The organism is Streptomyces sp. NPDC051987, from assembly GCF_040680735.1.
In the GTDB taxonomy this organism is placed as follows: Bacteria; Actinomycetota; Actinomycetes; order Streptomycetales; family Streptomycetaceae; genus Streptomyces.
Map to the genome: position 1 here is coordinate 15,692 of NZ_JBFAXI010000002.1, position 22,948 is coordinate 38,639.

Below are 22,948 nucleotides of genomic sequence, written 5' to 3' on the forward strand. Positions count from 1 at the left end.
GGTCGGATAGGGGCGAGCAGGAGGTGGCGGGCCGGACCGGTCAGCCCACGACGACCATCTCGCGGGTGGTGTTGTTGAAACGACGGCCGCCGTCCCCGGTCACCGTGACGATGTCCTCGATCCGCACGCCGAAGCGGCCGGGCAGGTAGACGCCGGGCTCCACGGAGAAGCACATCCCGGGCACGAGCGGCTGCTGCTCGCCCTCGATCATGTACGGCGGTTCGTGCGTGGTGACGCCGATGCCGTGCCCGGTGCGATGGATGAAGAACTCGCCGTACCCGGCGTCGGTGATGACCGCGCGGGCGGCCCGGTCGACCTCCTGGCAGGCGGCACCGGGGCGTACCGCCCGGAAGCCGGCCTCCTGGGCGGCGCGCACGATGTCGTGCACCTCGCGCTCCTCGGCGGTCGGGGGGCCCACGTGCACGGTGCGGGTGGTGTCGGAGCCGTAGCCGTCCTTGAGGCCGCCGAAGTCGAGGACGACCATGTCGCCGTCCCGGACGACCCGGTCGCCGACCTCGTGGTGCGGATTGGCGCCGTTGGGGCCGGAGCCGACGATGGTGAAGTCGACCTGTTCGTGGCCGAAGCGGCGCAGCAGGTCGGCGAGGTCGTGGCCGAGGTCGGACTCGCGACGGCCGGCGAAGGGAACCTTGCGGATCTCCTCGAAGGCCGCGTCGGCGGCCGCTCCTGCGGCGGCGAGGAGTTCGAGCTCGGCGGTGTCCTTCACGGCGCGGAGCATGGGCAGCGCGTCGGTGAGAGCGGCGTAGGAGGTGTCGGGAAGCGCCTTCTGCAGCCCCAGCAGGTGCATGGCCCAGGCGTTGTCACTGACCCCGAACCGGCCGTCCCTGCCGAGCAGCTCGGCGGTCACGGCGTAGGGGTCCGTGCCGTCGGTCCAGTCCCGCAGGGTCAGCACGGCCGCGCCGGTGGCCTTCTCGGCGTCCGGTGCCTCCAGGGTGGGGACGATCAGCACGGGGTCCCGGCCGGGGGTCAGGACGAGGAGGGTGAGCCGTTCGGTGACGGCGGTGGGGGTGTAGCCGGTGAGCCACACCATGTCGGGCCCGGGGGCGATGAGCAGGCCGGCGAGGCCGGCGTCCGCGGCGGAGTGCGCCGCGCGCGTCATACGGGCCCGGTAGTCGCCGGCGGTGAAGGGCGCGGCGGCGGTGCCGGTCATCCATGGCCTCCTTGCACGCGTGACGGAGCTGTATCGGCCTTGGCATGCATCCTGCCGGGTGCGGCGTGGCCGCGCGAGCCGGTTTGGGCAGAGCCGCCGTTGTGACGTGCGGTGGGGCCGCCGGTACAGGCGTGCGGGGGCTGATCGCGCCCACGCGGCGGAGCCGCATCTCGATGCCGCCCCGCGCCCCTGCCGCTGGGTCGGTCACGTCACGACGCCGGGAACCACCGTCAGCTGCTGGTACCCCCCGCTCGCGTGCCGGACGGTGAGCTTGGCCTCCTTGCCCGGGTGGGCGTGGGCCACTGCCCGGACCAGGTCGGCCGCGCTGTCGATCCGGGTGTCGCCGAACTGGAGCAGCACGTCGCCCCTGACCAGCCCCGCCGTGTAGCCGGGCCCCGGCACATGGACGCCCACCACCAGCGCGCCCACCTTCTCGGCGTCCACGGCCTCCACGCCCAGGGTCGCGGCGGCCTGCGGCGAGGGCGCCGGGGTGGCCGGGAGTGCGGTGCCCGGTGTCGTCGGCGGGGCCTGCTGCCGCAGTTCCGCGAGTCTGCTCATGCCGATCACGGTGGCGCCCACCGTGCCGAGCCCCACCCCGGACAGCAGCAGGACCGTGCCCACGAGGGTGCCGGACAGCAGGGTCCTGACCCGGCTGCCGCGGCGGCGCGCGGCGTGCGGGCGCCGGGCGGGATCGGACAGGGGGCCGTCGCCGTCCCCGCGGTCCTGACCGGGAATCGGCTTGGGACGCAATGCGATCTGTTCCATGGTTCGCCTCCGCCCCGAGCCCTACCCGGCGCACGCGGGCGCGACGAGACTCGAACGAGTGAGACTGACGGTGGGGCGGCGGCGGGAAGCCTCACCTCTCGCCCGCCCCTGCTGCGGAGCGGCTGGCCCTGCCGTGATCCGGAGCCGTTGTCAGTGGTGGCTGTTACGTTCTGTGACATGACCGATCACTGCCTGCGGCTGCTCCGGCAGCACCGCCGTCTGGCCGAACTGGCGGCGTTCCCCTTCAACTTCGACCTGGACCGGGCCGCCGACGGCCATGCCGAGCCGGTCCGCCTGGCCTCCGGGGCCTCTCTGGAGGCGGTGGCGGGCTGCGACACCGGCGGCACGTACTTCGTGTGCGCGGACGGCTCGTTGCTGTACGCGGACTCGGAAGGCTCGGCCGGGACACTGGGGTCGTCCGTCGACGAGGCGCTGGAGATACTGATCGGCCTGCCGGGCTGGCGCGACTGCCTGCACCTGACGCCGGCGGACGGCGAGGCGGCGATCCTCGCGCGCGTGACCGGGATCGAGGAGGAGATGAGGGAGTACTACGGCATCGACGCCGAGCGGGCCGAACTCCGTGCCGCCCTGGGCCTGTCCGACCGCTCCCCCGTGGAACTGCTCGGCATGCTGCACACCGCCCTGCTGCGCACCGAGCCCGACTTCCTCCTGTTGAACGCGGAGGAGGGCTGCGCCTACGACCTGCTCGACCCGCACCCCCGGCCGCCCCTGTGGGACTCGGTGCGGCACGAGGTCCCCGGCGACCCGGCCGACGAACCGCTGTCGACCTGGATCCGGCTGGCGGCCGAGCAGGGGATGACCGAGCTCGCCCGGGTCGCGCTGATCCGCCGGCTGGACGAGATGTCCATGGACCAGAGCTCACTGCTCCGGCCGGGCAGCAGGAAGGAGCTCGACCTGTCGCCGCTGCCCTGGCTGGCCGAGGAGTTCGAGCGGCTGGGCGACCTGCCCCAGGCCGAGCGGGCCCGGGGCCTGCACGCCCGTCTGCAACGGGGGCCCGCGCGCTGAGCGGTCAGCCGACCGGCAGCGACGGCGCGAGTGCCGGGCGGTCCGGGAGGAAGCCGTGGGTCCGGCGGGCGAGGTGGTCCGCTCGGTAGCGGTCGACGTGCTGATGCCAGTTCAGGATGCCGGCCATCCAGTTGCGCAGGTCGCGGACATAGGCGTCCATGGCCTCGCGCGCCTCGGCCGTGAGCGCGAAGTCGTCATGGACCAGCGGGAGTTCGTTCGCCACCACGTGTTCGAACTGCTGCATCCGCTGGGTCGTCAGGTCGTGGACGACATGGAGCGCGGTCGGGTAGTCGACACCGAAGAAGTTCTGGACGACGAGGATGGCGTTGTGCAGCTCGCCCTCGTACTGGATCTCCTTCTGGTAGGAGAACACGTCGTTGACGAGCATGCCGTAGTCGATGGCCGCGTTCTCCAGGGAGCGCACCGGGCCGCTGCGGTACACCTCCGGCGGGACGGCGGGACCGTGGCCGTGGCGGGCCAGGCTCAGGGTGAGGTCGGAGCCGAAGGTGGCCCGGCGCATCTCCAGGTAGTCGACCGGGTCGGGGATGCGGTGCTGGAGCTGGTTGGACAGCTCCCAGAGCCAGCTCTCGGTCATCCTGTCGACGGACTCCTTGAGGGCGACCCGGTCCTCGGGGCTCATCCCGGTGGTGGTGCGGGCCCACAGGTCGGCCAGGCCGCGCTCCATGCCGGTGGCCGGTACCGGCACGGGCTCGCCGGCGAGCGGCATGCAGGCCGAGAGGCGGGCCGTGGCGAGCCGGGCGCCGGCCAGGTCGCGCCGGGTGCCGAAGCAGCGGGGGTAGTAGTCGTCGGCGTAGGTGCCCCAGGCCAGCCACTGGGCGCTGAGGTCGAGTTCCTCGCCGGTGGCGTCGGGGTCGAGTCCCGCAGCGCAGAGCGCGAGGTCGGAGGCGGCGAGCCGGTCCTCGTCCCAGACACCCTCGGAGAGCATGCCGGTGCTGTGCATCCAGGCGGTCAGCCGGGGCCGGGCGGCGTCGAGACGCGGGTTGATCTCGACCTCGTACGGCATGTGGAAGTCGGGCAGGAGGGAGGGGCCGACCTGCTGGAAGGGCACGTGGGAGTAGGCGCGCAGGCGCTCCGCGGCCGCCGCGGCGAGCAGGGCGCCGACGTCCGCGGCGGAGGTGCCGGGGCCGGTGAGCTGCTGCCACGGGGTGGAGGGGAGGGCGCCCTGGTTCATGTAGCGGCTGGAGCGCAGGTGCCATTCGTGGCCGCCGGACTGCCAGTCCTGCAGGCCCTTGGTGTAGGCGGCGATCGCGGCGGCCTGGTCGGGGGTGAGGCCCTTCTCGGCGGCGATGGCGGGGACCTCGGTGAGGGCGGTGTGCTCGAACTGGTGCAGGCGGGAGGTGAGGATGTCGTTGACCGTGTCGGCGGCCTCCTGGGTGGTGCAGCCGAAGAAGGTCTCCAGGACCAGCACGCCGTTGCTGTTCTCGCCCTCGTCCTCCACCTCGCGCTGGTAGGAGAAGAGGTCGTTGCGCAGGTGGACGGCGTCGGCGAAGGTCTCCGTCAGCACCCGCAGCGGCCGCGTGCCGGCGACGGCCGCGGGCACCTCGGCCGTCGCGTACTCGACCAGCCCCGCGGACCAGGGGGCGCCGCCGACCTTGCGGCGCATCTCGATGTACTCGACGGGGTTGGCGATCCGGCCCTCGTTGATGTTGGACAGCTCCCACATCGACTCGTTCAGCAGGTGCTCGGTGGCGACCCCGAAGCGGCGCCGCCAGTCGACCGACATCGACGGGACCGTGCGCGCCCACAGGTCGGCGAGGCCCGCCTCGACCGGGTTTCGCGGCTCAGGCACGGGCGTCGCGAGGTCGAGCGGCATGAACAGCGGGAGGCGGTCGAGGTGGGCCTTGCCGGCGGCGCGGTCCTGGGTGCGCTTGTACATGTCCAGGAAGTGGTCGTCGAAGAAGAACACCCACACGTACCAGTCGGTGATCAGCGAGAGGGCGGGACCGTCGCAGTCCGGGTGGGTGTAGCCGCACAGCAGGCCGTAGTCGTGTGCCTCCAGGTCGGCCTGGGTCCAGATCCCGGAGCCCTCCAGCATGCCCATCGCGCGGGCCCACTCGGTGGAGTGGGCGCGGGCCTCCGCCAGATGCGGGTTGAGCCGCGCGGGATACGGCATGTAGAAGTGCGGGAGTTCGAACGGCTGCGTCATGGCCGGGCCCTACCCGCGCGCCGCGCACAGCATCCACCCCAGGGCGCATGATCACACCATCGCGTGAACCGGGGCGGAATGCCGCAACTCGGGCCGGTCCGCGTGGCGTTCGGCGGCGGTTTTCGCCGTGGTCCGCCCGGCGTGGCCGCCCGGCGCCGCACCGGCAGGTGTCCTGCGGGGACCGGCCGCAGGACCGCCCGGGCGCCCACTCCGCCCGGCCCAGGCCCCGCGCGCCCTGCCCGCGCGCGCCGCCCGCCCTGAGGCCCTTCACCGGCCCCACCGGCTCCACCGGCGTTCGCCCCCCCCGGGCGAGTCGGCCGAACTCCGCCAATGGACTCAAACCGCTGCCGCGGGGTGCGGGTTGACCTGGATCAGGGCGTGCGTGCCGGCCGTGCGCCAGTGTTCCGGCTCGGCCGCGTCCAGGGCTGCCTCGGTGCCGGCGGAAAGCCCGGTGATCACATCGGACTTGAGGGTGCGCAGCGCGGCCACCGGGCCCGGGAACCAGGCGGTGACGTCGGCGAACGGCGTGGTCGGCGGCCAGAGCCGGTCGCCCACCAGGCGGCGGTAGTTGAGGTCGCCCTTGAAGAGGGTCAGCGCGGCGGCGGCGAACTCGGCGCGCAGGTCCCCGGGCATCTCGGCGTACGGCAGCGGGGCGCAGGAGAAGGGATGGGCGCGCACGGCGAGGCGGCCGTCGGTCATCGCCGACCAGAGAGCACGGCCGTACCCGGCGGCGGCGCCCGGGGCCGCGGTGAGTCTGCGCAGGGCGTCGAGCACGTCGGCGGTCGTGGCGTCGGAGACGTAGTACGGGTAGGGCTTGACGTGCAGGACGGCGCGAGCGATGCGGCCGGTCTCCAGCAGGTGGGCGATCAGCAGCAGGTCGGGGACGAGCTCGCGGCCCGCGTTGTCGGCGACCAGGCACAGGGTGCCGCCGTGGAGCAGCGGCCACAGTTCGGCGCTGTCGTCGGCGACCAGGGCGGCCACGGCCTCGCCGGACTCCGCGGCCGAGAGCCGGAAGCCCAGGTCGGCGCGGTTGCCCCAGAGCGAGCCGTGCAGCAGGGCCCGGTCCGGGTCGTCGCCGAGGTCGTCGAGCGCGGCCAGCTCCTCGTCGGTCTCCTTGGCGTCGAGTTCGGCGAGTTTGAACGGACGGAACGGGTCGATCCCCCGCCAGGGCCCGGGGGCGAAGTAGCCGACGGCGTCCAGGAGCCGGCGGTAGAAGTAGCTCTCGGACCACAGCCACGGCACGTCGAACCAGGACCGGCCGGTGTAGGCGTCCAAGCCCCAGCCCCGCCAGCCGTCCGCGTCGCCGGGCAGGGGTTCGATGGTGCCCTCGGTGCAGTTGTGCAGCAGCGCGTCGAGGGCGCGGTGCTGGGCGGGGCCGTACGGGAAGGCGTCGCGTACCTGACGGATGATCGCGGGGTGCCGTTCGGCCAGCACGCTGCGCGGGAACGGGCCGGTGGTGCCGAGGATCACGGGTGCGGCGGCGGAGTCGGACATGGCGCCACGCTATCGCGCGGGCCGCCCGGCTCCGCCGCCCCGCTGGGCGGTCGTCACGCCGTCGGCCGGACCGCCGGTCACGGCGCCTGTCCCACCGTTCTGATCTCGCGCTCCAGTTGGGTGGCGAGGGTCAGGTAGCGGGCGCGCCGGTGCACCGGGACCAGGCCGCGGATCATCAGGTGCCACATCTCGGCGACCCTGCGGGGCAGTCGCCCCACCGGCTCCAGGTTGCGGCCGGCGACCCGGGTGCCGACGAAGAAGCAGACCAGGGAGTGCGCGACCGCGCCGACGTCTATGTCGGGGTGGACGTCGGACTCCTTGACCGCGCTGGTGAGTTTGCGGGTGGCGAATTCCAGCCACTCGGTGAAGGGATGTCTGAGCGGTGGCCGCACGGTGACGTCCGCGGTGGCGAGGCGCAGGCCGGCGCGCGGGATCGGGCCGTCGACGGCGAGCCGGGCGATCGCGAACGTGGTGCGCATCAGGGCTTCCAGCGAGGAGTAGCCGCGGCTGTCCATCTCCCGCACCAACTGGTTCGAGGTGCGGGACTGGAGCTCCATGATGGCGTGCGCCAGGTCCTCCTTGGCGGCGAAGTGGAAGTAGAGCGCGCCCTTGGTGACCTTCGCGTGCTCGACGATCTCGCTCAGGCTGGTGGATTCGTAGCCGTGCCGGTCGAAAAGGTCGGCGGCGGCGGTGATCGTGGCACGGGTCTGCTCCGCGCGTAACTGCCTCGCCATCTACTCGACGCTCCTTCACGGCTCCATGTCGTGCACGGCACACGGCTTCGGGGCTTCACGGCCACCAAACCGACGGGGCATGCGGTTTGTTTCTCACCCCGTGCACACGATAGCTCACCGTGCGGCAAGGGGAGGCAACTGTGCGGACCTGGTGAGGCACTCGTACAACTCCCGCGTGCGACCACGCGAACAGGGTCGCGCAGTGCGCAAACGGACGAGATCGGAACACGCCCCTCCCTGGTGTTCGCGCCGGTTTCCGGAAGGGATGCGGACGGCCGGGCGACCATCGGTGATCGCCACAATACGAGCCGGACGGTTGGTTCTCAACGGCGCTCGGCACATCCGCAAAACGGACGAGCCGGTCGGTGCACCACACTTCGACCGGCCCTGTGATCAACCACACTGAACAGTGCGGCCCCGATTCCCGTACTCACCTCGGCAGAGCCCCTACCCGCGCCCGCCGAGGAGACTTCCCGATGACTCGGACGACCGCCCGCCTGAGAGTCGCGGCAGCCGCCACCGCGGCCCCGCTGCTGCTTCTGTCGTGGGCGGCGGGGTCCGCCCAGGCGCACGGCGCGCCCACCTATCCCGCCAGCCGGGCCTACGCCTGCTCCCCCAGCGGCGGGAGCGCCTCGACGGCGGTCTGCAAGGCGGCGATCGCGGCGAGCGGGCAGAACTTCGTCGCGTGGGACGACGTGCGGGTGGCGGGCGTCGACGGCCGGGACCGGCAGGTGATTCCGGACGGCAGGTTGTGCGGCGGCGGTCTGCCGGCGTACAAGGGGCTCGACCTGGCGCGCGCGGACTGGCCCGCGACCCGGCTGACTCCGGGCGCCCGGATCACGATGACGTACACCGCGACGATCGCGCACTCCGGCACCTTCAGGCTGTACCTGACGGAGCAGGGCTACGACCCGACGAAGCCGCTGAGCTGGTCCGACCTGCCCGCGCAGCCCTTCGCGGAGGTCAAGGACCCGGCGCTGACGAACGGGGCGTACCACTTCAGCGCGACACTGCCTGCCGACCGGACGGGCCGTCAGGTGCTGTACACGGTCTGGCAGACGAGCAGCACGCCGGACACGTACTACTCGTGCTCCGACGTGGTGTTCACGGCGAAGAAGGCCGCCGGGAAGGCCGCGGGGAAGAGCGCGCCGGCGGATGCGCAAAAGGGCGCGCAAAAGGGCGCGCAGAACGACGGCGGGGCGACGGCGGGTGCGAGGCCGGGGCCGGGTACGACGCCGGCTGCCGGGGCCTCGGCCGGCGCCGCCGGGGCACAGCGGACGGCGGCGGCGACCCCGGTCTCCCCAACGACCGGAACCACCGCCGCCGACAGCACTCCTGTGGCCTCCGACACGGACTCCGGTTCGGGTCCGTCGGCGCCACTGCTGGCGGGCGGCGCCGCCGCGGTGCTGGTGCTCACCGGCGGCGCCGCCCTGGCGTCACGTCTGCGTCGACGCTGACGCCCTGTGTCACACGGTCAGTTGACGAAGACGGCGGCGCCGTTGTCGCTGACCGGGGCGTACTTGGCGGTGAAGTAGCCGGCGGAGGGGCAGAGGATGGAGCCGGAGGACTTCGTGAACGCCTGGTTGCTGAAGGCGAGGCTGTTGTCGGTGTTGGAGCTGGTACCGGCCAGGCTCGGGGCCTGGTAGACGCAGGTGATGCTGCCCAGGAGGGTGGTCAGCTTCACCGTGGTCTGGATGGTCGAGCCGCTCGGCGGGGTGACCGCGACCGTGCCGTCCGAGGAGACGGCGGTGGTGTACGGCAGGTTGTTGACCGTGATGCTGGAGACGCCGGTCACACCGGTCACGTTGCTGGTGCAGTTGCTGAAGGTCTGCGCGGTGGCCGACTCGGTGGCGGTGCCGGAGGCGGCCGGGTTGTCCGTGACCGTCGCGGTGAAGGTCGAGGCCGCACAGGTGATGCCGCTGGTGCTGGTGGCGCTGGAGTAGAGCGTGGCGGTGGTGCCGCTGGCCAGCGCCGCGGTGAGGGTGTCGCCGACCGCGACGGCGGTGCCGCCGGCGCTGCCGGTGGTGAGCACGGCGCCGTCGGCGGAGGCCGGAACGGTGGCGGCGACCGAGAGGGCGACGACGGTACCGGCGAGGGCGAGGAGGGATCGCGTACGCATGCGGGTTTGCCTCTTTCTTTGGGGGACTTGCGTGAGGTGAGGTGGGGGGTGTGAAAGGCGCGCGGACAGCGCCGGCCGTTGCCGGCTCGTCACGCCTTCTCCGTACGTGACGGGCCGGCAACGGCGGTCGGGCCGGACACCGGCCGAAAGCCTGGGGGGGTTAGGCCTCCGACCGGGCCGGTCATAGGCGTTCGGGCACGGCCCCTGGGGGGAAGCGACCGTGCCGACGCCGCTGATCGGAGCGGTGATCGAAGAGGCCGGGAAGCGGTCGATGCCGCTCGGCGGGTCCGGCGCCACGGACCCGAAGGAAACAGGGAGAGTTGTAGACCTGATTGCTCGTCAACGTCAAGACCGATCAAGGAAGTTGGGCAATCGATCAAGGGAATGCATGGTCGCGACACGACTGACGCGAATTCAACACTCTTTTTTCACAACTGTCTTGACCCTGAAAAGTAACCGCCGGTAACTTTCGGCTTGGCTACTGCTGCGTAACGAGAAAGCCCTTGCACCCGCCGGGAGTTGCGAGGAGGCGTGCGCGGCAGCCGCTGTCCGCGCCAGGACAACGTGCCGCTGAAGCCCAACCCGCGTGACTAATGCATGGGAGCAGACATGGCCGAGTCCCCGGACGTTCCGTCCGCCGACAACACGCCTGAGAACCCGGGAAGCGGTTCTCTTTCCGCAACACCAGACACCACCGGGGACACCGGGGGGACACCGAGACGGGGTCGGGTCCGGGCACGCCGGGCCGCCGTGATGGCCGTGCCGGCCACCGTGGCCCTCGCCGGCCTCGCGGTCCTGACCGCCCAGGGGGCGCTGGGAGTACAGCTGTCCATCTCCGGCATGCCGTTCACGGTCACCGCGACCAATCTGCACGGAACCGGGTTCGAGCAGTTCGGCAACCTCGACACCATGGCCGACGGCAGCCCCAACACCGGCGACACCGGCGGCCAGGTGCTGGTCGTGACCTCCGCCATCAAGGAGGCCACGCTCACCAAGCTCTGCCAGAGCGTCGACCTCGGCGGCACCAACCTGAAGATCACTGCAGGCAGCGGCGCGAACAAGGTGGAAGCCACCGACCTCACCACCGACTCGACCGAGCTGACGGGCGACGCGTCGTTCCACGGCATCGAGATCGGCAACGACGCCAGCACGCTGAACAAGGCCGGCGTGCAGGGCCGGATCGGCGTCTTCGGCCAGCAGGCTGACACCGTGGACATCGGTAACCTGCGCCAGACCAACTACCAGACCACGGCAGGCGTGTTCACGCTTCCCGGACTGAAACTCAGCTTCAGCGACACGGGTTGCTGATGTCCGGCACAGACACTCCACATCAGGGGTGGCGGCCCGCCTTCCGCGGTTGGCGGGCCCGTCGGCCGTTCTGGGGCGGGCTGCTGCTCGCCCTGGGCGGCGGGTGGATCCTGCTCACCGAAAAGGCCTCGCTGAAGGTCGTCGTACATATAGGTATGCAGGGCGTGGCGGGCTATCTGCTGCCTACGTTGATGCTGCTGTGCGGCCTGCTGACCCTCTTCAGCCCCTCGCAGCGGCTCTTCTACTCCATCGTCGGTCTCCTGTGCTCCCTGGGCACCTGGGTCACCTCCAACCTGGGCGGCTTCTTCGTCGGCCTCATCCTCGGGGTCGTCGGCAGCTGCATGATCTTCGGCTGGCTGCCGGACCAGGAACCGCGGGTGAGCCGGCGCAAGCGGCGCAAGGCAGCGCGGGTCGCCGCGCAGCAGGCGCAGGGTTTCGGGGAAGGTGCGGGAGAGCCTGCCTGAAGCAACCGGAAGAGGCGGACCGACGAGTTACGGTCCGCCTCTTCCGTGTGCGCGGGGGCCGGCACGGCCGACCGGAGGAGGGCGATGGTCTTTCTCCGTCCACGTGCAGGGGGAAGCCACCCGCAGGCGACGTCACGGACCGAGCGGGACCACGGACGCGGCCGGTCCGAGTACGCCGTCGGGGAGCTCGGACCTCTCGGCCGTCCCGTCGGCCACCCCGACCAGGAACGCGAGCATGCCGCCCGCGCACTCCCACCAGGCGCCGTTTCGCCCGCTGGCGACCACCGGCCACTGCTGCGGATCCGGCCCGACCGTACGCCAGTAGAAGACATCCCCTTCGAGCGACTCACCCCACGGCAGCAGCCCTCCCGGCTCCGGGTAGGCCGTGTACTCCTCGGTGTCGCCGGACTCCTCCAGATCCCGTAGGACTTCGAGGCCGTACCGCACCCCTTCGACGAACTCCTCCTCCCGTCCGGGCGCCGGACTCCAGATCCGGAGGAACTCGTCGATCTCGACCGGGGGGTAGACCTCGGCGAACTCCTTGAAGTCCGCCGGCAGACCAATGCCCAGGGAGCGCTCCAGGGCGGCCCAGTCGACCCGGCGGGGCGACGCCGGACGCACCGCCCGCAGCCCACGGATCGTGCCTTCGAGGTCCGAAAGGTTCAGCATGTGTCCTGCCAGCTTGAGTTGTTCTCCACTGTCACGTCGAACAGCGGTCCTGCCTTGGTAGTGGCCGTCATGTGTATTCCGGTGGGTATGGGGTTCGTGTCGTCGGAGTACTCAAGGGTCGCGGAATACTGGACCCAGTTGCCCTGCTTGAGTTGCGCCTCCATCCTCTTCTCACACCGCCGCATGCCGCTCTTGTTCATACGGTCGTATCCGGTGAAGAGGTTCTCGGACTTCGGTGCCCCGTTGAACTGGTCACCGATGATGTGGGTCTTGTTGTAGGTCGCCCTTCCCGGGCCGAGGCTGTTCGTGGGGCCGTCCGGGAACCCGGCCACGGGGACAGAGGCTATGCTGTCCCGTTTACTGCCGCTGGGTTTCAGGTCCGATGGGCAGATCAACGCGGTCGCCCCTTGGGCCCGGTTCTCCGCGTCGAGGTCCTCGTACTGGTAGCGGATGTCACGCGGCACGTTGCCGCACTGGCTGTCCTCGTCGGTCCCCGTCCCATTGCCGCCGGCGCCGTTCGTGGCCGTGGCGACGTCCGTGTCCGTGGCCGCCGACGAGCTGACCGCCTGGTGCGCGGCGGCCGCTGCCGCGTCCTCGTCCGGGGTGGTGCCGATGACCGGGGTGGTGTTGACGCCGCCGAGGTTCTGGTTCTTGGGGCGGGTGGGGATGCCGTGGGCGCCGCAGTCGTCGTCCGCCGAGGCGGCGAGGACGAGACCGAAGAGGAGTTCCTCTGCACCGGCCCCTGCGAGTTCCTCCCAGATGACGTCGCCGGCCGCCTCCAGCCCCTCGGCGGCGGCAGCCCCGCCACCCGCGGAACTCGCGGCGCCGTAGCCGTAGGTCAGCGCGCCGCCGAGAGCGACTCCGTAGTAGAGGGACGAGTAGCCCCCGGACGAGCCGTAGGAGCCGTACGAGTTGCCGTAGGAGACGCTGTACGAACCCGAGTCCGAGCCCGAACCGTGGCCGCCCGAACGACCCGACGGCTCCCAGTTCATGGCGTCGTTGAACTCGTTCTCGAACTGCCGCTCCTGATCGGCGATCTGCTGCTGCAGGGCCCGCTCGTCGGCCTCGTTCTGGGCCATCCTCCGGGCGTTCTCGCGCTCCCAGGCCTTGTGCTGGTCCTGGGAGTACTTCTCCATCCGGTCCCAGGCGCCCGCCTGCCACTGCTTGAGATAGGCCTGCTGCGCCTCGTACGCCTCCTCCTGGGCCTTGATGTCGTCGCTGGTGCAGGCGTCGTGGCCGGAGGTGTCCGTGGCGTCGAGCGGGTCGTCGTTGCCGTACGCGTACGGGTTGGCGTCGACGGCCGGGGTGGGCGGGTTGCTCACCGTGTCGGCGCTGGTGAAGTCGCCGTTGGCCGGGTTGTACCAGCGGGCGGCCGCGTTGACGTAGCCCGTGGCCGGGTCGGTCCAGCCGGACTGGTAGCCCAGGTCGCTCCGGCTGCCCGTGGTCGCGGTGGGCGTTCCGTAGGGGTCGTAGGCGGTGGAGCCGGTGAGCGCGGTGCCGGTGGCCGTGAAGGTGCCGGTGACGTCACCGTGACTGTTGGTCAGGGCGAGGCCGGCGCCGGTACCGTCGGCCGCGCTCACCGCGAGCACACCGTCGTCCCCGTCCCGGGCGAACTTCTGGGTACCGTCGGAGACGGGGTTGTTGGTGCCGTCGGCGTAGCTGAAGGCGGCACTGCGACCGCCCGAGCTCGCGGTGGCCAGCCGGCCCAGACCGTCGTAGCTGTAGGTGCCGCCGCTACCGATGGCGGTCAGCTCGTCGAAGGCGTCGGAGGTGTAGGTGGTGGTTGAGCCACCGGAGCTGACGCTCGACGTCGTTCCGCGCGCGGTATAGGCGTACGTGGTGGTGGCTGACCCGCTGGTGACGGAGGTCAGTTCGTTGCGGGCGTTGTACGTGGCGGTGGCGGCACCGGCGCTGGTGCGGTTGCCGTTGGCGTCGTAGCCGTAGTTGGTGGTGGCCGAGCCGGTGGCCGCGGACTTCAGACGGCCGGCGTAGTCGTAGTCGTAGGTGCTGGTGCCGGAGCCCGCCGTGCCGGTGGTGGTCTGGGTGGCGATCTGGCCGTCGGCGTTGTACGTGTACGCGACCGACGCCTCCGTGGTCCCCGAGGGGGTCTTCAGGACATCGGAGGAGAGCTGGTGGGAGGCGTTGTAGTCGTAGGACCTGGTCGCGCCGCCCGAGCCGTAGGTGACGGACTTGGTCTGACCGAGCTGGTTGTAGGTGAGCGTGGCCGTGGTGCCGGTCAGCGGATCCGTCTCGCTGTTGACCCGGCCGTCGGCGTCGTAGCCGAAGGCGGCGGTGCCGGTGGCGTCGGTACGGGTTGCGATGTCGCCGTCGGAGTCGTAGCCGTAGCTCGCGGTACCGCCAGGGCCGGCCATGGTGAGGAGCAGGCCGCGGTCGTCGTAGGCGAAGATGTCGGTGCCGGTCGGCGCGGAGACGGAGGTGAGACGGCCGTCGTCGTCGTAGCCGAAGGAGCGGGCCGCTGTGGCGGCCTCGGCACCGGTGCCGGACTCGGCGGTCAGCAGGCCGTTCTCGTCGTGGGTCTCGGTGATCGTCACTCCGCCCGGGCGGGTGAGCGTGTGCTGGTTGCCGTCGGCGTCGTAGGAGAAGGTCGTGGTGCGGTCGGCAGCCGAGGTGAGACCGGTGACGCTGGGAGCGATGCTTTTCTCCTGCAGCCCCAGCGGATTGTACGTGTAGGAGGTCGCGTTCTTGTCGGCGTCGGTGTAGCGGGTCTCGTTGCCCGCGGCGTCATAGCCGAAGGAGGTCGTGATCGAGGTGGTGGCGTCCACGGGCTGGGTCTGGCTGACGGTCCGGTTCAGTGCGTCGAAGGTCGCGGTGGTGGTGTGCTGCCGGGCGTCGGTGGCCGAGGTCTGGTTGCCCGCCGCGTCGTAGCCGTACGAGGTGGAGCTGAGGGTGGCGCCGTTCGCGTCGAGTCGAGCGGCCGAGACGAGCCGCTCCGCCTGGTCGTAGCCCTGTGTGGTCGCCGTGGAGTCGGGGGCGGTCGTCTTGGTGACCTGCCCGGCCACGTCGTACGCGTACGAAGTGGTGTTGTGCAACGAGTCCGTGACGGTGCTGATCTCGCCGAGCGCGTCGTAGCCCGCGGTCGCCGTGTTGCCCAGTGGGTCCTCGATCGAGGTGAGGTCACCGAGGCCGTCGTAGCCGTACTTCGTCGTGTAGGCCGCCGGGGTGGGCCTGCGCTCCACCTGGGTGCTGGTGGCCTCGCGGCCGAGCGCGTCGTAGGTCGCCTCGGTCCTGGCGCCCGTCGGGTCGGTGGTGTTCAGCACCTCGCCGTCGGTGTCGTAGCCGACGTGGGTGACCAGGCCGCCCGGCAGGGTCTGCTGGACGCGGTCGCCGAGCTGGTCGTAGACGTACGACGCGGTGTGGTTCAGCGGGTCGGTCTCGGTGTGGACGTCGCCGAGCGCGTCGTACGTGTAGGACGTGGTCGGGGTGACGGTGCCGGAGCCGTCCGGTGGGGTGTACGCCGGCTGGGAGACGGCCTGGACACGGCCGTCGAGGTCGTAGGTGGTGGTGACGATGTTGCCGTCGGCGTCGTCGGTCTCGACCGGTTCGCCGAAGGTGTCGTAGCCCGACTTCGCGATCGCCACGGTCTGCTGGGCGGCGCCCCCGCCGGTCTCGGTGCTGACGGGCGGCGAGGACGTGGTGGTGAGCCGGCCGTCCTCGTCGTAGGCGTAGGTGGTGGTGTACGCGGACGCGGTGGCACCGGCGGCGTTGCCGCGTGCGTCGGTCATCGTGACCGGCAGGCCGCGCTGGTCGTAGGTCCAGCTGGTGGTCAGCGGCGCGGAGCCCGCGGTGGCGGCCGCCGAGGTGTGCAGCGCGGCGGCCTCGGTGGCGGACAGGACGCGGTTGTACGTCTGGACGTTGCTCACCGAGCCGTTGAAGTACTGGGCGGCCGCGCCGGCGGTGTAGCCCCGGCCGATGACGAACGCCCCGGAGCTCGCGATCGGTGTGGTGTCCGTCGCGGTGTTCTGGGCGGTGCCGTTGACGTAGAGCGTCATCTTGCCGCTGCTCGCGTCGTACGTGCCGACCAGGTGGGTCCAGGTGTTGAGGGTGGGGGCGGCGGTGGAGGTGGCACCGGCGAGGGTCGGGGACGCGACGTCGGTGGTGGCCCGGTCGAACGCCCACCGGCCCGCGGTCGGGTTGTAGTCGAGCGAGAACCCGGCGGCCTGGGTGCCCTGTTGGGCCAGGACCGTCTGCCAGGTGCCGGTCGGAGTGCTGGTGATCTTCGCCCAGGCGGACACCGAGAAGCTCTTCGTGGTGTCGACCACCGGGCCGCCGGTGGCGATCTGTCCGGCCCCGGCGAAGACGGCGGAGCCGCCGTTCTCCGTCGACCAGCTCGTCGAGGCGTTCGGTGTCCCGGCGTTCCCGGCGCCGGAGTGGTCACCGGCGGAGGGGCTCTCACCGTCGTCGAGCTTCCACCAGCCGGCCGCGCCCACCGTGACCGGGGACTCTCCGGTGGTGGTGGAGGAGGTGTAGAGCTGGCTGATCTCGTTCTGCTTGAGTTCGCGCCCGTACAGCTGGACGTCGCGGACCCGGCCCGCGAACCAGTTGACCGAGGCACCGGCGGCCTTGCCCCGGCCGATCGCCACGCCCGAGGTGCTGGCCATCGGGGTGGGGTCGGTCGCGAGGGTGCAGTTCTGGCAGATGCCGCTGACCTCGACGTCGTTGACGTACAGGCTCATGTTGCCGAGCGCGTCCATGATGCCGACCAGGTGGGTCCAGGTGCCCGCGGTGGCCGGAGTGGGGTCGCCGGCGACGTAGTTGGTGGCCGTGCTGGTGTCGTTGCTCGCTCGGACGAACGCCCAGGACTTGGTGGTGTGGTTGTACTCCAGCTGGAAGGCGCTGTTCTGGGCGCCCTGCTGACTGACGACCGTGAAGTCCTTGGTGGTGCTGGTGGCACTCAGGTAGGCCCACGCCGAGACGGAGAAGGCCTTGGTGGTGTCCACGACGGGGGTGCCGCTGGTGAGGATGGCGCCCGAAGAGCCGTTGAACGACGTGTAGTTGCTGCCGGGCGGCCCCCATGAGGTGCCGGTGGACGGCGTGCCGGTGAAGCCGTTGCCCGAGGAGTCGGCGGCGCCGACCGCGCCCTCGTTGAGCGGCCAGTAACCGGTCGGACCCGTGGTGTCGGTCCGTACGGTCTGGGCGATCCGGCGCCCGGCGGCATCGTAGGAGTAGCCGATCTGCCGGGTCTGGCCGCCGCCGGTGAGGATGCGGGACAGGACGTTGTCGTCCGGGTCGAAGCTGTTGACGGTGATCCGGTTGACGCCGGACGGGTCGACCACGGTCTTGGCGGTCCGGTCCGCGGCGTCCACGGTGTACTGGGTCTGCTTGAGGCAGGCCGTGCCGGACCAGACGTCGCACTCCCACGTCATGTTGCCGGCGGCGTCGTAGTCGTAGGCCTTGGTGGTCGTCGCGATGGACGTGCCGGAGGCGTCGGTCCGGGACTGGAGCAGGTTGTCGTCGAAGTAGCTGTAGGCGGTGGTCCGGCCCATGGAGTCGGTGACGGACGCGAGCCGCCCCGCCGGGTCGTAGGCCCGGGACTCCACGACCAGGTCGGTCGGGTCGGAGGGGGCGGTCGGGTCGCCGATCCAGCCGAGCAGGGTGGTGGTGAGCAGCTGGCCGGTCGGCGAGTAGGCGTAGCGGTAGGTGGTGCCGGCCGGGTTCGTCTCGGTCGTCCGGCGGCCGAAGGTGTCGTACGTGTACGCGGTGACCTGACCTGCCGGGTCGGTGACGGTCTTGACGCGGTCGTTGTCGTCGTACACGTAGGTCGTGGCGCGGGTGGCGTCGTTGCCGGTGGTGTCGGCGGTCGACGTGCCGGTCAGGTCACCGTCGGCGTCGTAGGTGTAGGTCGTCTTCGGGGTGTGGGTGACGCCCCTGACCGCGTCGGTGGTCGCCGGGCCGGTCTCGGTCACGGTGCGGCCCAGCGGGTCATAGGTGTACTTCGTCTGCGCACCGCCTGTCAGCGCGCCGGTGGAAGAGAGTGTCGCGGGGTAGGTGTCGGAGCTGACCACCTTGGTGGTGAGATGGCCGAGGGTGTCGTTCAGGTAGTAGGTGACCTGGCCGGACGGGGCCGTCTCGCTGCAGACCTTCCCCAGGTGGTCGGTGCCGCAGTAGTGGTAGCGGGTGACCCTGCCGCTCGGGTCGGTGACCGTGGCGAGCATCCCGTACACCTCGGTGTACGCGACGCCGGTGTAGTCCGTGAAGGTCTCGTGGTCGTTGTAGTACGTGTACCTGGTCTTGCGGCCGTTCGGGTAGTCCGGCGTCGGGGGCGTGGTGACGGAGGCCAGGGCGCCGAACGGGGTGTAGGTGTAGGCCGTCCGGTAGGCCGGGTTGGCGGTGCCGGTCGCGCCGGAGCGGGCGTCGGCCGCGTAGAGGACCTTGCCGTTGAGCGGGTCCATCGGGTCGGCCGCGTTGGTGTGGTAGCTGAAGTACGAGGTCTGGCAGGAGTTCACCTGACGGCAGGTCGTCGTCGCGAGGACGTTGCCGTACGCGTCGTGCCGGCGGCTGGTCGAGTGCCCGTCGGGGTCGGTGACGGCGTCCTGGAAGCCGAGGGAGTCGTAGGCGTACGTCGTCCGGCCGCCGCCCGCGTCGGTGACGGAGGTGGTGCGGTTCCCGTTGGACGGGTCGAAGGTGTACGTCTCGGTGTGCTGCGCCGGGTCGGTGACCGTCAGCACGGTCGACGGCATGAGCAGGGTGGCCGAGCCCTTGGCCGTGTACAGCCCGAGCGGGGCCTCCACGCTGCTCTGGCCGAGGTCGGTCTGGTAGATGCCGACCTGGCCGATCTCGCCGCTGAAGTACCCCTGCGCGTTGGTGGGCGGCTTCGGCCAGGATCCGGCGACGTATCCGGCGCCGACGCTCACCGTGGTCTCGCCCCAGGTCTTCACCTGACCCGCGATGGACTTGCCGGTGCGGGTGGCCTGGCTCTGTCCGTCGAGCCACAGGGTCTGACCGGTGCCGCTCGCGGTCATCACGACCAGGTGCCAGTTGCCGTCGTTGACCGCCGCCTTGGAGGCCATCGGGGAGAGGGTGCCGTCCCAGAACTGGCCGTGCAGCAGCCCGTCGGTGCCGATGTAGAGGGCCGGGGTGTAGCTGGTGGGCACCGAGCCGACCGGAGCGTTCTGGTACGAGAGGAGGACGCCGCCGGCCTGCTTGGTGTTGAACCAGAGGGCGACGGAGGCGGTTCCACTGCTGTCGTCGAGGGCTCCGGCGGGCAGCGACAGGGAGGAGTCGGTGCCGTTGAAACCGGCCGCGGTGTCCCCGCCGGGGCCGAAGATGCCGGGTTCGCCGAGCATGACGTCGTTGTAGATGCCGTCGGACGCGCCGCCGGCCGGCTTGTCGACGCCGTACTGGTCGGCGGCGGTGAGGCCGGACGACTCGGTCATCGGGTAGTCGTGGGCGGGCCGGGTGCCCCGGACGGCGCCGTAGTAGTAGTCGTTGCTGCCGGTGGTGACCGGGGTGGCCAGCTGGTAGGTGCCGCCGTCGGCGTCGGTGACGGAGGAGGCGCGGTCGGTCAGCGCGTCGTAGCCGACGGCGAGCGCGGTCTTGCCGGAGGGCAGGGTGGTGCCGGTCAGTTCGCGGGAGGCGAGGGTGGCGGAGGCGTACTCCTGCTGGACGGCGGGCAGGCCGAGCGGGTGCTGGAGGAAGGAGACGTCCTCGATCTGGCCGTTGAACCAGCCCAGCGCGTTGCCTGACGGGATCGACGGCCAGGACCCGGCGAGTTCGCCCGCACCGACAGTGGTGTAGGGCTGGCCGCTCACGGCGATGGTGCTGCCGGTGCGGGTGGCGACCTGGGCGCCGTCGAGGAACAGGGTCTGGCTGGTGCGGGCCCCCGACAGCACCACGTAGTGCCACTTGCCGTCGTTGACGGCCGCCGGCGACGCCATCGGCGTGGCCTTGCCGTCCCAGAACTCGGCATGGAGCTTGCCGTCGGTGCCGATGTAGACCGACGGGGTGTAGTTCGCGGAGACGGCGGTACCGGGCTTTCCGCTCTGGTACGAGAAGAGCGTCCCGCCCGCCTGCGTGGTCCTGAACCACATGGCGACCGCGAGGTTGCTCGCGTTGGCCGGCAGGCTGTCGGGCAGCGCCAGGTAGGAGCTGGTGCCGTTGAAGGAGGCAGCGGTGGCGGGGGTGCCGGCCAGCGGGCCCGCCTGGCCGAACGTGAGGTTGGCGGCGGTGGCGTCGGTGGTGCCCTCGTTGGCGACGACACCGTCCCTGGCGGTGGCCGAGCCGGTCGCGTCGCCGAGTCGCCAGTAGTCCGTGGGGTTGGAGTCCATGACCATCGAGGCGAAGTGCGATCCGGAGGCGGCGCCCGAGGTGTAGCTGTACTGGGTGCAGGCCGTCGCGGTGGTGCTGCTGGAGTCGGGCGGGCAGACCGAGGTGAGGTCGCCTGCGGAGTCGTAGCCGTACGTCCACGGGTTGCGGGTGGTCGCGAACAGGCCCGGCTTGGAGGTGACCTTGTCGACGTGCGGGACGTTCTTGACGGTGCCGTCCGAGGCGGTGACCTGCTGGACGCCCCAGGTGAGCTGGAGCGTGACGGGCATGTCGGCCGTGTTGTGGTCTCCGGAGTTGTACCCGTTGTCCTGGTCCAGGTTGTAGCCGAACCCCGTCGGCTCCTCGGGCTTGATGGTGCTGCCGTCCGGCAGGGTGAGGGTGACGGGCGTCCACTGGACGTCCAGGCCGTGACCGTCGCGGTTTCCGTACTGGGTCAGCCCCCAGTAGGTCTGGCCGGTGACGGGATCGGTGACCTGGTTCGTGAAGAAGTACCGCGTGCCCGACTTCTCCGTCAGCATGAAGCCGGAGGTGCCGTAGCCGTCCGCCGGTGGGGACAGGACGGCGTAGTCGCCGGCCGGCGGGCTGTAGGTGCCGTCGCCGTTCGCGCCGAACCGTTCCTGGCGGCCGTCCGCCAGGGTGATCACGACGTTGCCCGAACCGTCCGCGTCCTCGGTGGCGCGCATGTCCAGCAACGACGACCAGCCCGCGCCGAACGCCTTGAAGACGCCGGGGTCGAGGCTGTTGTACGTGCGCTGGACGCTGAGCGTCGGGCCGTCGGACGGGCCCGGGACGGTCGCGTCGGTGGTCTGGGTCGAGTAGTCGCCGAGCTGCGGGTCGACGCCCTTGACGGTCGCGTCGTACGGGGCCGCGCCGAGGTGTGCGGTGACGAGCGGCTGGGGCGCGGCCGGGATGGTGAAGTAGTCGGGCGCGGACCACAGCGAGGCGGCGTTGCCGTCGCTGACCTGGGCGGTCCAGTAGAACGTCTTGCCGTAGGCGAGCTTGCCCGCCGGGACGGTCCACACCGGCGTGGTCAGCGAGCCCGAACTGGCCAGGGCGGTCGTCGAGCCGTCGGCGTAGACGTTGAACGAGTAACTGAGTCCGGTGCCCGGGTAGTTGTCGGGGTCGTGCGCGGTCACGGCCAGCGTCGGGGTGAGGCTGAACACCGAGCCGTTGTTGCCCGGCGTGAACGTGTCGATGATCGGCGGGTTGTTGACGACCGGCAGCGAGTAACAGGTCTGCGGGACACCGTAGGTGGAGAACAGCGTCCCGTTGTAGGACATGTCCCAGCAGATGAGGTACGTCTTGCCGGCCGTCAGTGCGGGGATCGACGCGGTGACGGTGACCGGTTTGTTCGGTGCGACCGTCGAGGGCATCGCCGCCGGGGTCGCGGCGGGGCTGGTGAGCAGGGTGCGGGTGGTGCCGGAGACCGTGTAGAGCTGGTACGAGAGTTTGTAGCCGTTGGTCGGTGTCCAGGTGGCAGTGCCACGGTTCTGGACGGTGACCTTGCCCCAGCCGGGCTGGTTGTTCCACGGCGAGGCGTAGCTGACCTCGGAGTAGGAGGCCCCGGCACCGTTGGGCGTGTACTCGATCGCCAGGTAGGGGTCGTCGGCGTAGAACTCCTTGGCGGCCGCCGCGGTGGACGCCGCGCTGAGCCGCAGACCGTAGTTGGCCGCCCAGCCGTGCGCCCAGTTCATGACCGTCCTGGTGTCGAGGCTGATGCCCTCCCACTGACGGCCGTTGGAGCAGTCGGTGCCGGCCGCGAAGGCGGCGGTGCCGATCTGCGCGCCGGCCGCGGGCCCGGGGTAGGTGTCGATCTTCGCCGGGTCCCAGGATGCGGAGACGGGAGCGACGTTCACCGCCTCGGCCGAGCACGCGCCGGTGGTGTCCAGGCCGGAGTACTCGGTGTCCAGCCAGAGCGTCGAGTTGACGACGTAGTCGTTGGCGAACTGGGTGCCGAAGCCGCTGAACTGGAGGAAGGAGTTGTAGTCGTGGCTCTGGTACTTGCCGACGTACAGCTGCCCGTTGCCGTGGAAGTTCTGGGTGACGCCGGACTCGACGTAGGTCGAGGAGGAGGCGTTGGCCTGACCGGTCGGGTTGCCCGCGGCGGACGCGGTCCGGTAGGAGGCCGTGGAGGCCGTTCCCGGGGCCGCGGCATGGGCCGCGGTACGGGTGCCGGAGGCGTCGGCGGGGATGCGTGCCCAGGTGCCGTCGGACTTGCGGTAGTTGACGGGGTGGGTGTGGATCTGGGCGGTGTAGGTGCCGTCGGCGTTCTTGAAGACGGTCGTGGTGGCGGTGTCGAGCCTCGGCTGCTCCACGCTGGTGGACGCGACAAAGCCCCGATGCCTCGTCGTCGCCGGTGCGGCGACGGGCTTCGGGGCTCTGTGGATCCGGCTGCCGGAGTTCACCGGGACGCTCTTCGCACCGTGGGGCTTGTAGGACCCGACCGCGCCCTTGACCCGGCCGGGCCCGGAGCCGGGCAGCGAGGTCGCGGCTCTGCTCCTGGTCGCCGAGGCCGGGACCGCGTGCTTCTTGCCCGCGGCGGTGCCGGTCTGCTGCCGTGGGGTGGCGGGCGCGGCCGCCGTTGCCGGTAACGCCTGGGCGGCCTGGCCGCCCTGCACGCCGATCAGCGCGGCGACCGCGACCAACGCCGTCGCTCTCAGTGCCGTCGGCACATGCCGGACGGATCTCCACAAACGGCCCGTCATCGTTGCCCCCCGTGATGCCCCACATCCAACTCCGGACAGCCGGATC

The 22,948-nt window shown here is 71.0% G+C and carries 12 protein-coding genes; 4 read left to right on the forward strand and 8 right to left on the reverse strand.

What is annotated here, in order from left to right:
• Nucleotides 1-40 precede the first annotated feature (40 nt).
• Both AB0M11_RS01135 and AB0M11_RS01140 read right to left on the reverse strand, forming a co-directional pair.
• Nucleotides 41-1,168: an aminopeptidase P family protein gene (locus AB0M11_RS01135; RefSeq protein ID WP_365699996.1), complete on the reverse strand. Its 1,128-nt coding sequence runs from the start codon at nucleotides 1,166-1,168 to the stop codon at nucleotides 41-43.
• Between the two features lie 204 nt (nucleotides 1,169-1,372).
• Nucleotides 1,373-1,933 (reverse strand): PDZ domain-containing protein, encoded by a 561-nt coding sequence (locus AB0M11_RS01140; protein ID WP_365699998.1) that lies wholly within the window; start codon nucleotides 1,931-1,933, stop codon nucleotides 1,373-1,375.
• Between the two features lie 177 nt (nucleotides 1,934-2,110).
• Here AB0M11_RS01140 and AB0M11_RS01145 point away from each other — a divergent pair, with 177 nt between their 5' ends.
• On the forward strand, nucleotides 2,111-2,959 hold the full coding sequence (locus AB0M11_RS01145) for a hypothetical protein (protein WP_365700000.1): 849 nt from the start codon (nucleotides 2,111-2,113) through the stop codon (nucleotides 2,957-2,959).
• Between the two features lie 4 nt (nucleotides 2,960-2,963).
• Here the strand turns inward: AB0M11_RS01145 and cyc2 are convergent, their stop codons facing one another.
• The 3 genes from cyc2 to AB0M11_RS01160 form a co-directional block, all read right to left on the reverse strand.
• Nucleotides 2,964-5,126 carry a germacradienol/geosmin synthase Cyc2 gene (gene cyc2, locus AB0M11_RS01150; protein ID WP_365700002.1) on the reverse strand — a complete coding sequence of 721 codons (2,163 nt, stop codon included), beginning with the start codon at nucleotides 5,124-5,126 and terminating at the stop codon, nucleotides 2,964-2,966.
• A gap of 336 nt (nucleotides 5,127-5,462) precedes the next feature.
• Nucleotides 5,463-6,620, reverse strand: coding sequence for a damage-control phosphatase ARMT1 family protein (locus tag AB0M11_RS01155; protein ID WP_365700004.1), 1,158 nt, complete (start codon nucleotides 6,618-6,620; stop codon nucleotides 5,463-5,465).
• A gap of 77 nt (nucleotides 6,621-6,697) precedes the next feature.
• Nucleotides 6,698-7,354: a ScbR family autoregulator-binding transcription factor gene (locus AB0M11_RS01160; protein WP_365700007.1), complete on the reverse strand. Its 657-nt coding sequence runs from the start codon at nucleotides 7,352-7,354 to the stop codon at nucleotides 6,698-6,700.
• Nucleotides 7,355-7,830: 476 nt separating this feature from the next.
• Here AB0M11_RS01160 and AB0M11_RS01165 point away from each other — a divergent pair, with 476 nt between their 5' ends.
• A complete protein-coding gene (locus tag AB0M11_RS01165) occupies nucleotides 7,831-8,811 on the forward strand; it encodes a lytic polysaccharide monooxygenase (RefSeq protein ID WP_365700009.1) in 981 nt (326 codons plus the stop codon).
• 17 nt (nucleotides 8,812-8,828) lie between these two features.
• On the opposite strand, the gene AB0M11_RS01170 is transcribed toward AB0M11_RS01165, so the two are convergent.
• Nucleotides 8,829-9,473 (reverse strand): Tat pathway signal sequence domain protein, encoded by a 645-nt coding sequence (locus tag AB0M11_RS01170; RefSeq protein ID WP_365700011.1) that lies wholly within the window; start codon nucleotides 9,471-9,473, stop codon nucleotides 8,829-8,831.
• Nucleotides 9,474-10,082: 609 nt separating this feature from the next.
• On the opposite strand from AB0M11_RS01170, the gene AB0M11_RS01175 reads away from it, so the two are divergent.
• Both AB0M11_RS01175 and AB0M11_RS01180 read left to right on the forward strand, forming a co-directional pair.
• Entirely contained in the window at nucleotides 10,083-10,781 is a 699-nt protein-coding gene (locus AB0M11_RS01175) for a DUF6230 family protein (protein ID WP_365700013.1), read from the forward strand.
• Nucleotides 10,781-11,245 (forward strand): DUF6114 domain-containing protein, encoded by a 465-nt coding sequence (locus tag AB0M11_RS01180; RefSeq protein WP_365700015.1) that lies wholly within the window; start codon nucleotides 10,781-10,783, stop codon nucleotides 11,243-11,245. Before AB0M11_RS01175 ends, AB0M11_RS01180 begins: the two co-directional genes overlap by 1 nt.
• A gap of 132 nt (nucleotides 11,246-11,377) precedes the next feature.
• Here the strand turns inward: AB0M11_RS01180 and AB0M11_RS01185 are convergent, their stop codons facing one another.
• Entirely contained in the window at nucleotides 11,378-11,914 is a 537-nt protein-coding gene (locus tag AB0M11_RS01185; protein ID WP_365700017.1) for an SMI1/KNR4 family protein, read from the reverse strand.
• Nucleotides 11,908-22,869, reverse strand: coding sequence for a LamG-like jellyroll fold domain-containing protein (locus tag AB0M11_RS01190; RefSeq protein ID WP_365700019.1), 10,962 nt, complete (start codon nucleotides 22,867-22,869; stop codon nucleotides 11,908-11,910). Before AB0M11_RS01190 ends, AB0M11_RS01185 begins: the two co-directional genes overlap by 7 nt.
• Nucleotides 22,870-22,948: the final 79 nt, after the last annotated feature.

Coding starts and splice junctions, on each gene's coding strand:
- AB0M11_RS01155 (WP_365700004.1), bottom strand. CDS start 6,620: ATGTCCGACTCCGCCGCCGCACCCGTGATCCTCGGCACCACCGGCCCG.
- AB0M11_RS01180 (WP_365700015.1), top strand. CDS start 10,781: ATGTCCGGCACAGACACTCCACATCAGGGGTGGCGGCCCGCCTTCCGC.
- AB0M11_RS01160 (WP_365700007.1), bottom strand. CDS start 7,354: ATGGCGAGGCAGTTACGCGCGGAGCAGACCCGTGCCACGATCACCGCC.
- AB0M11_RS01170 (WP_365700011.1), bottom strand. CDS start 9,473: ATGCGTACGCGATCCCTCCTCGCCCTCGCCGGTACCGTCGTCGCCCTC.
- AB0M11_RS01165 (WP_365700009.1), top strand. CDS start 7,831: ATGACTCGGACGACCGCCCGCCTGAGAGTCGCGGCAGCCGCCACCGCG.
- AB0M11_RS01145 (WP_365700000.1), top strand. CDS start 2,111: ATGACCGATCACTGCCTGCGGCTGCTCCGGCAGCACCGCCGTCTGGCC.
- cyc2 (WP_365700002.1), bottom strand. CDS start 5,126: ATGACGCAGCCGTTCGAACTCCCGCACTTCTACATGCCGTATCCCGCG.
- AB0M11_RS01185 (WP_365700017.1), bottom strand. CDS start 11,914: ATGCTGAACCTTTCGGACCTCGAAGGCACGATCCGTGGGCTGCGGGCG.
- AB0M11_RS01175 (WP_365700013.1), top strand. CDS start 10,083: ATGGCCGAGTCCCCGGACGTTCCGTCCGCCGACAACACGCCTGAGAAC.
- AB0M11_RS01135 (WP_365699996.1), bottom strand. CDS start 1,168: ATGACCGGCACCGCCGCCGCGCCCTTCACCGCCGGCGACTACCGGGCC.
- AB0M11_RS01140 (WP_365699998.1), bottom strand. CDS start 1,933: ATGGAACAGATCGCATTGCGTCCCAAGCCGATTCCCGGTCAGGACCGC.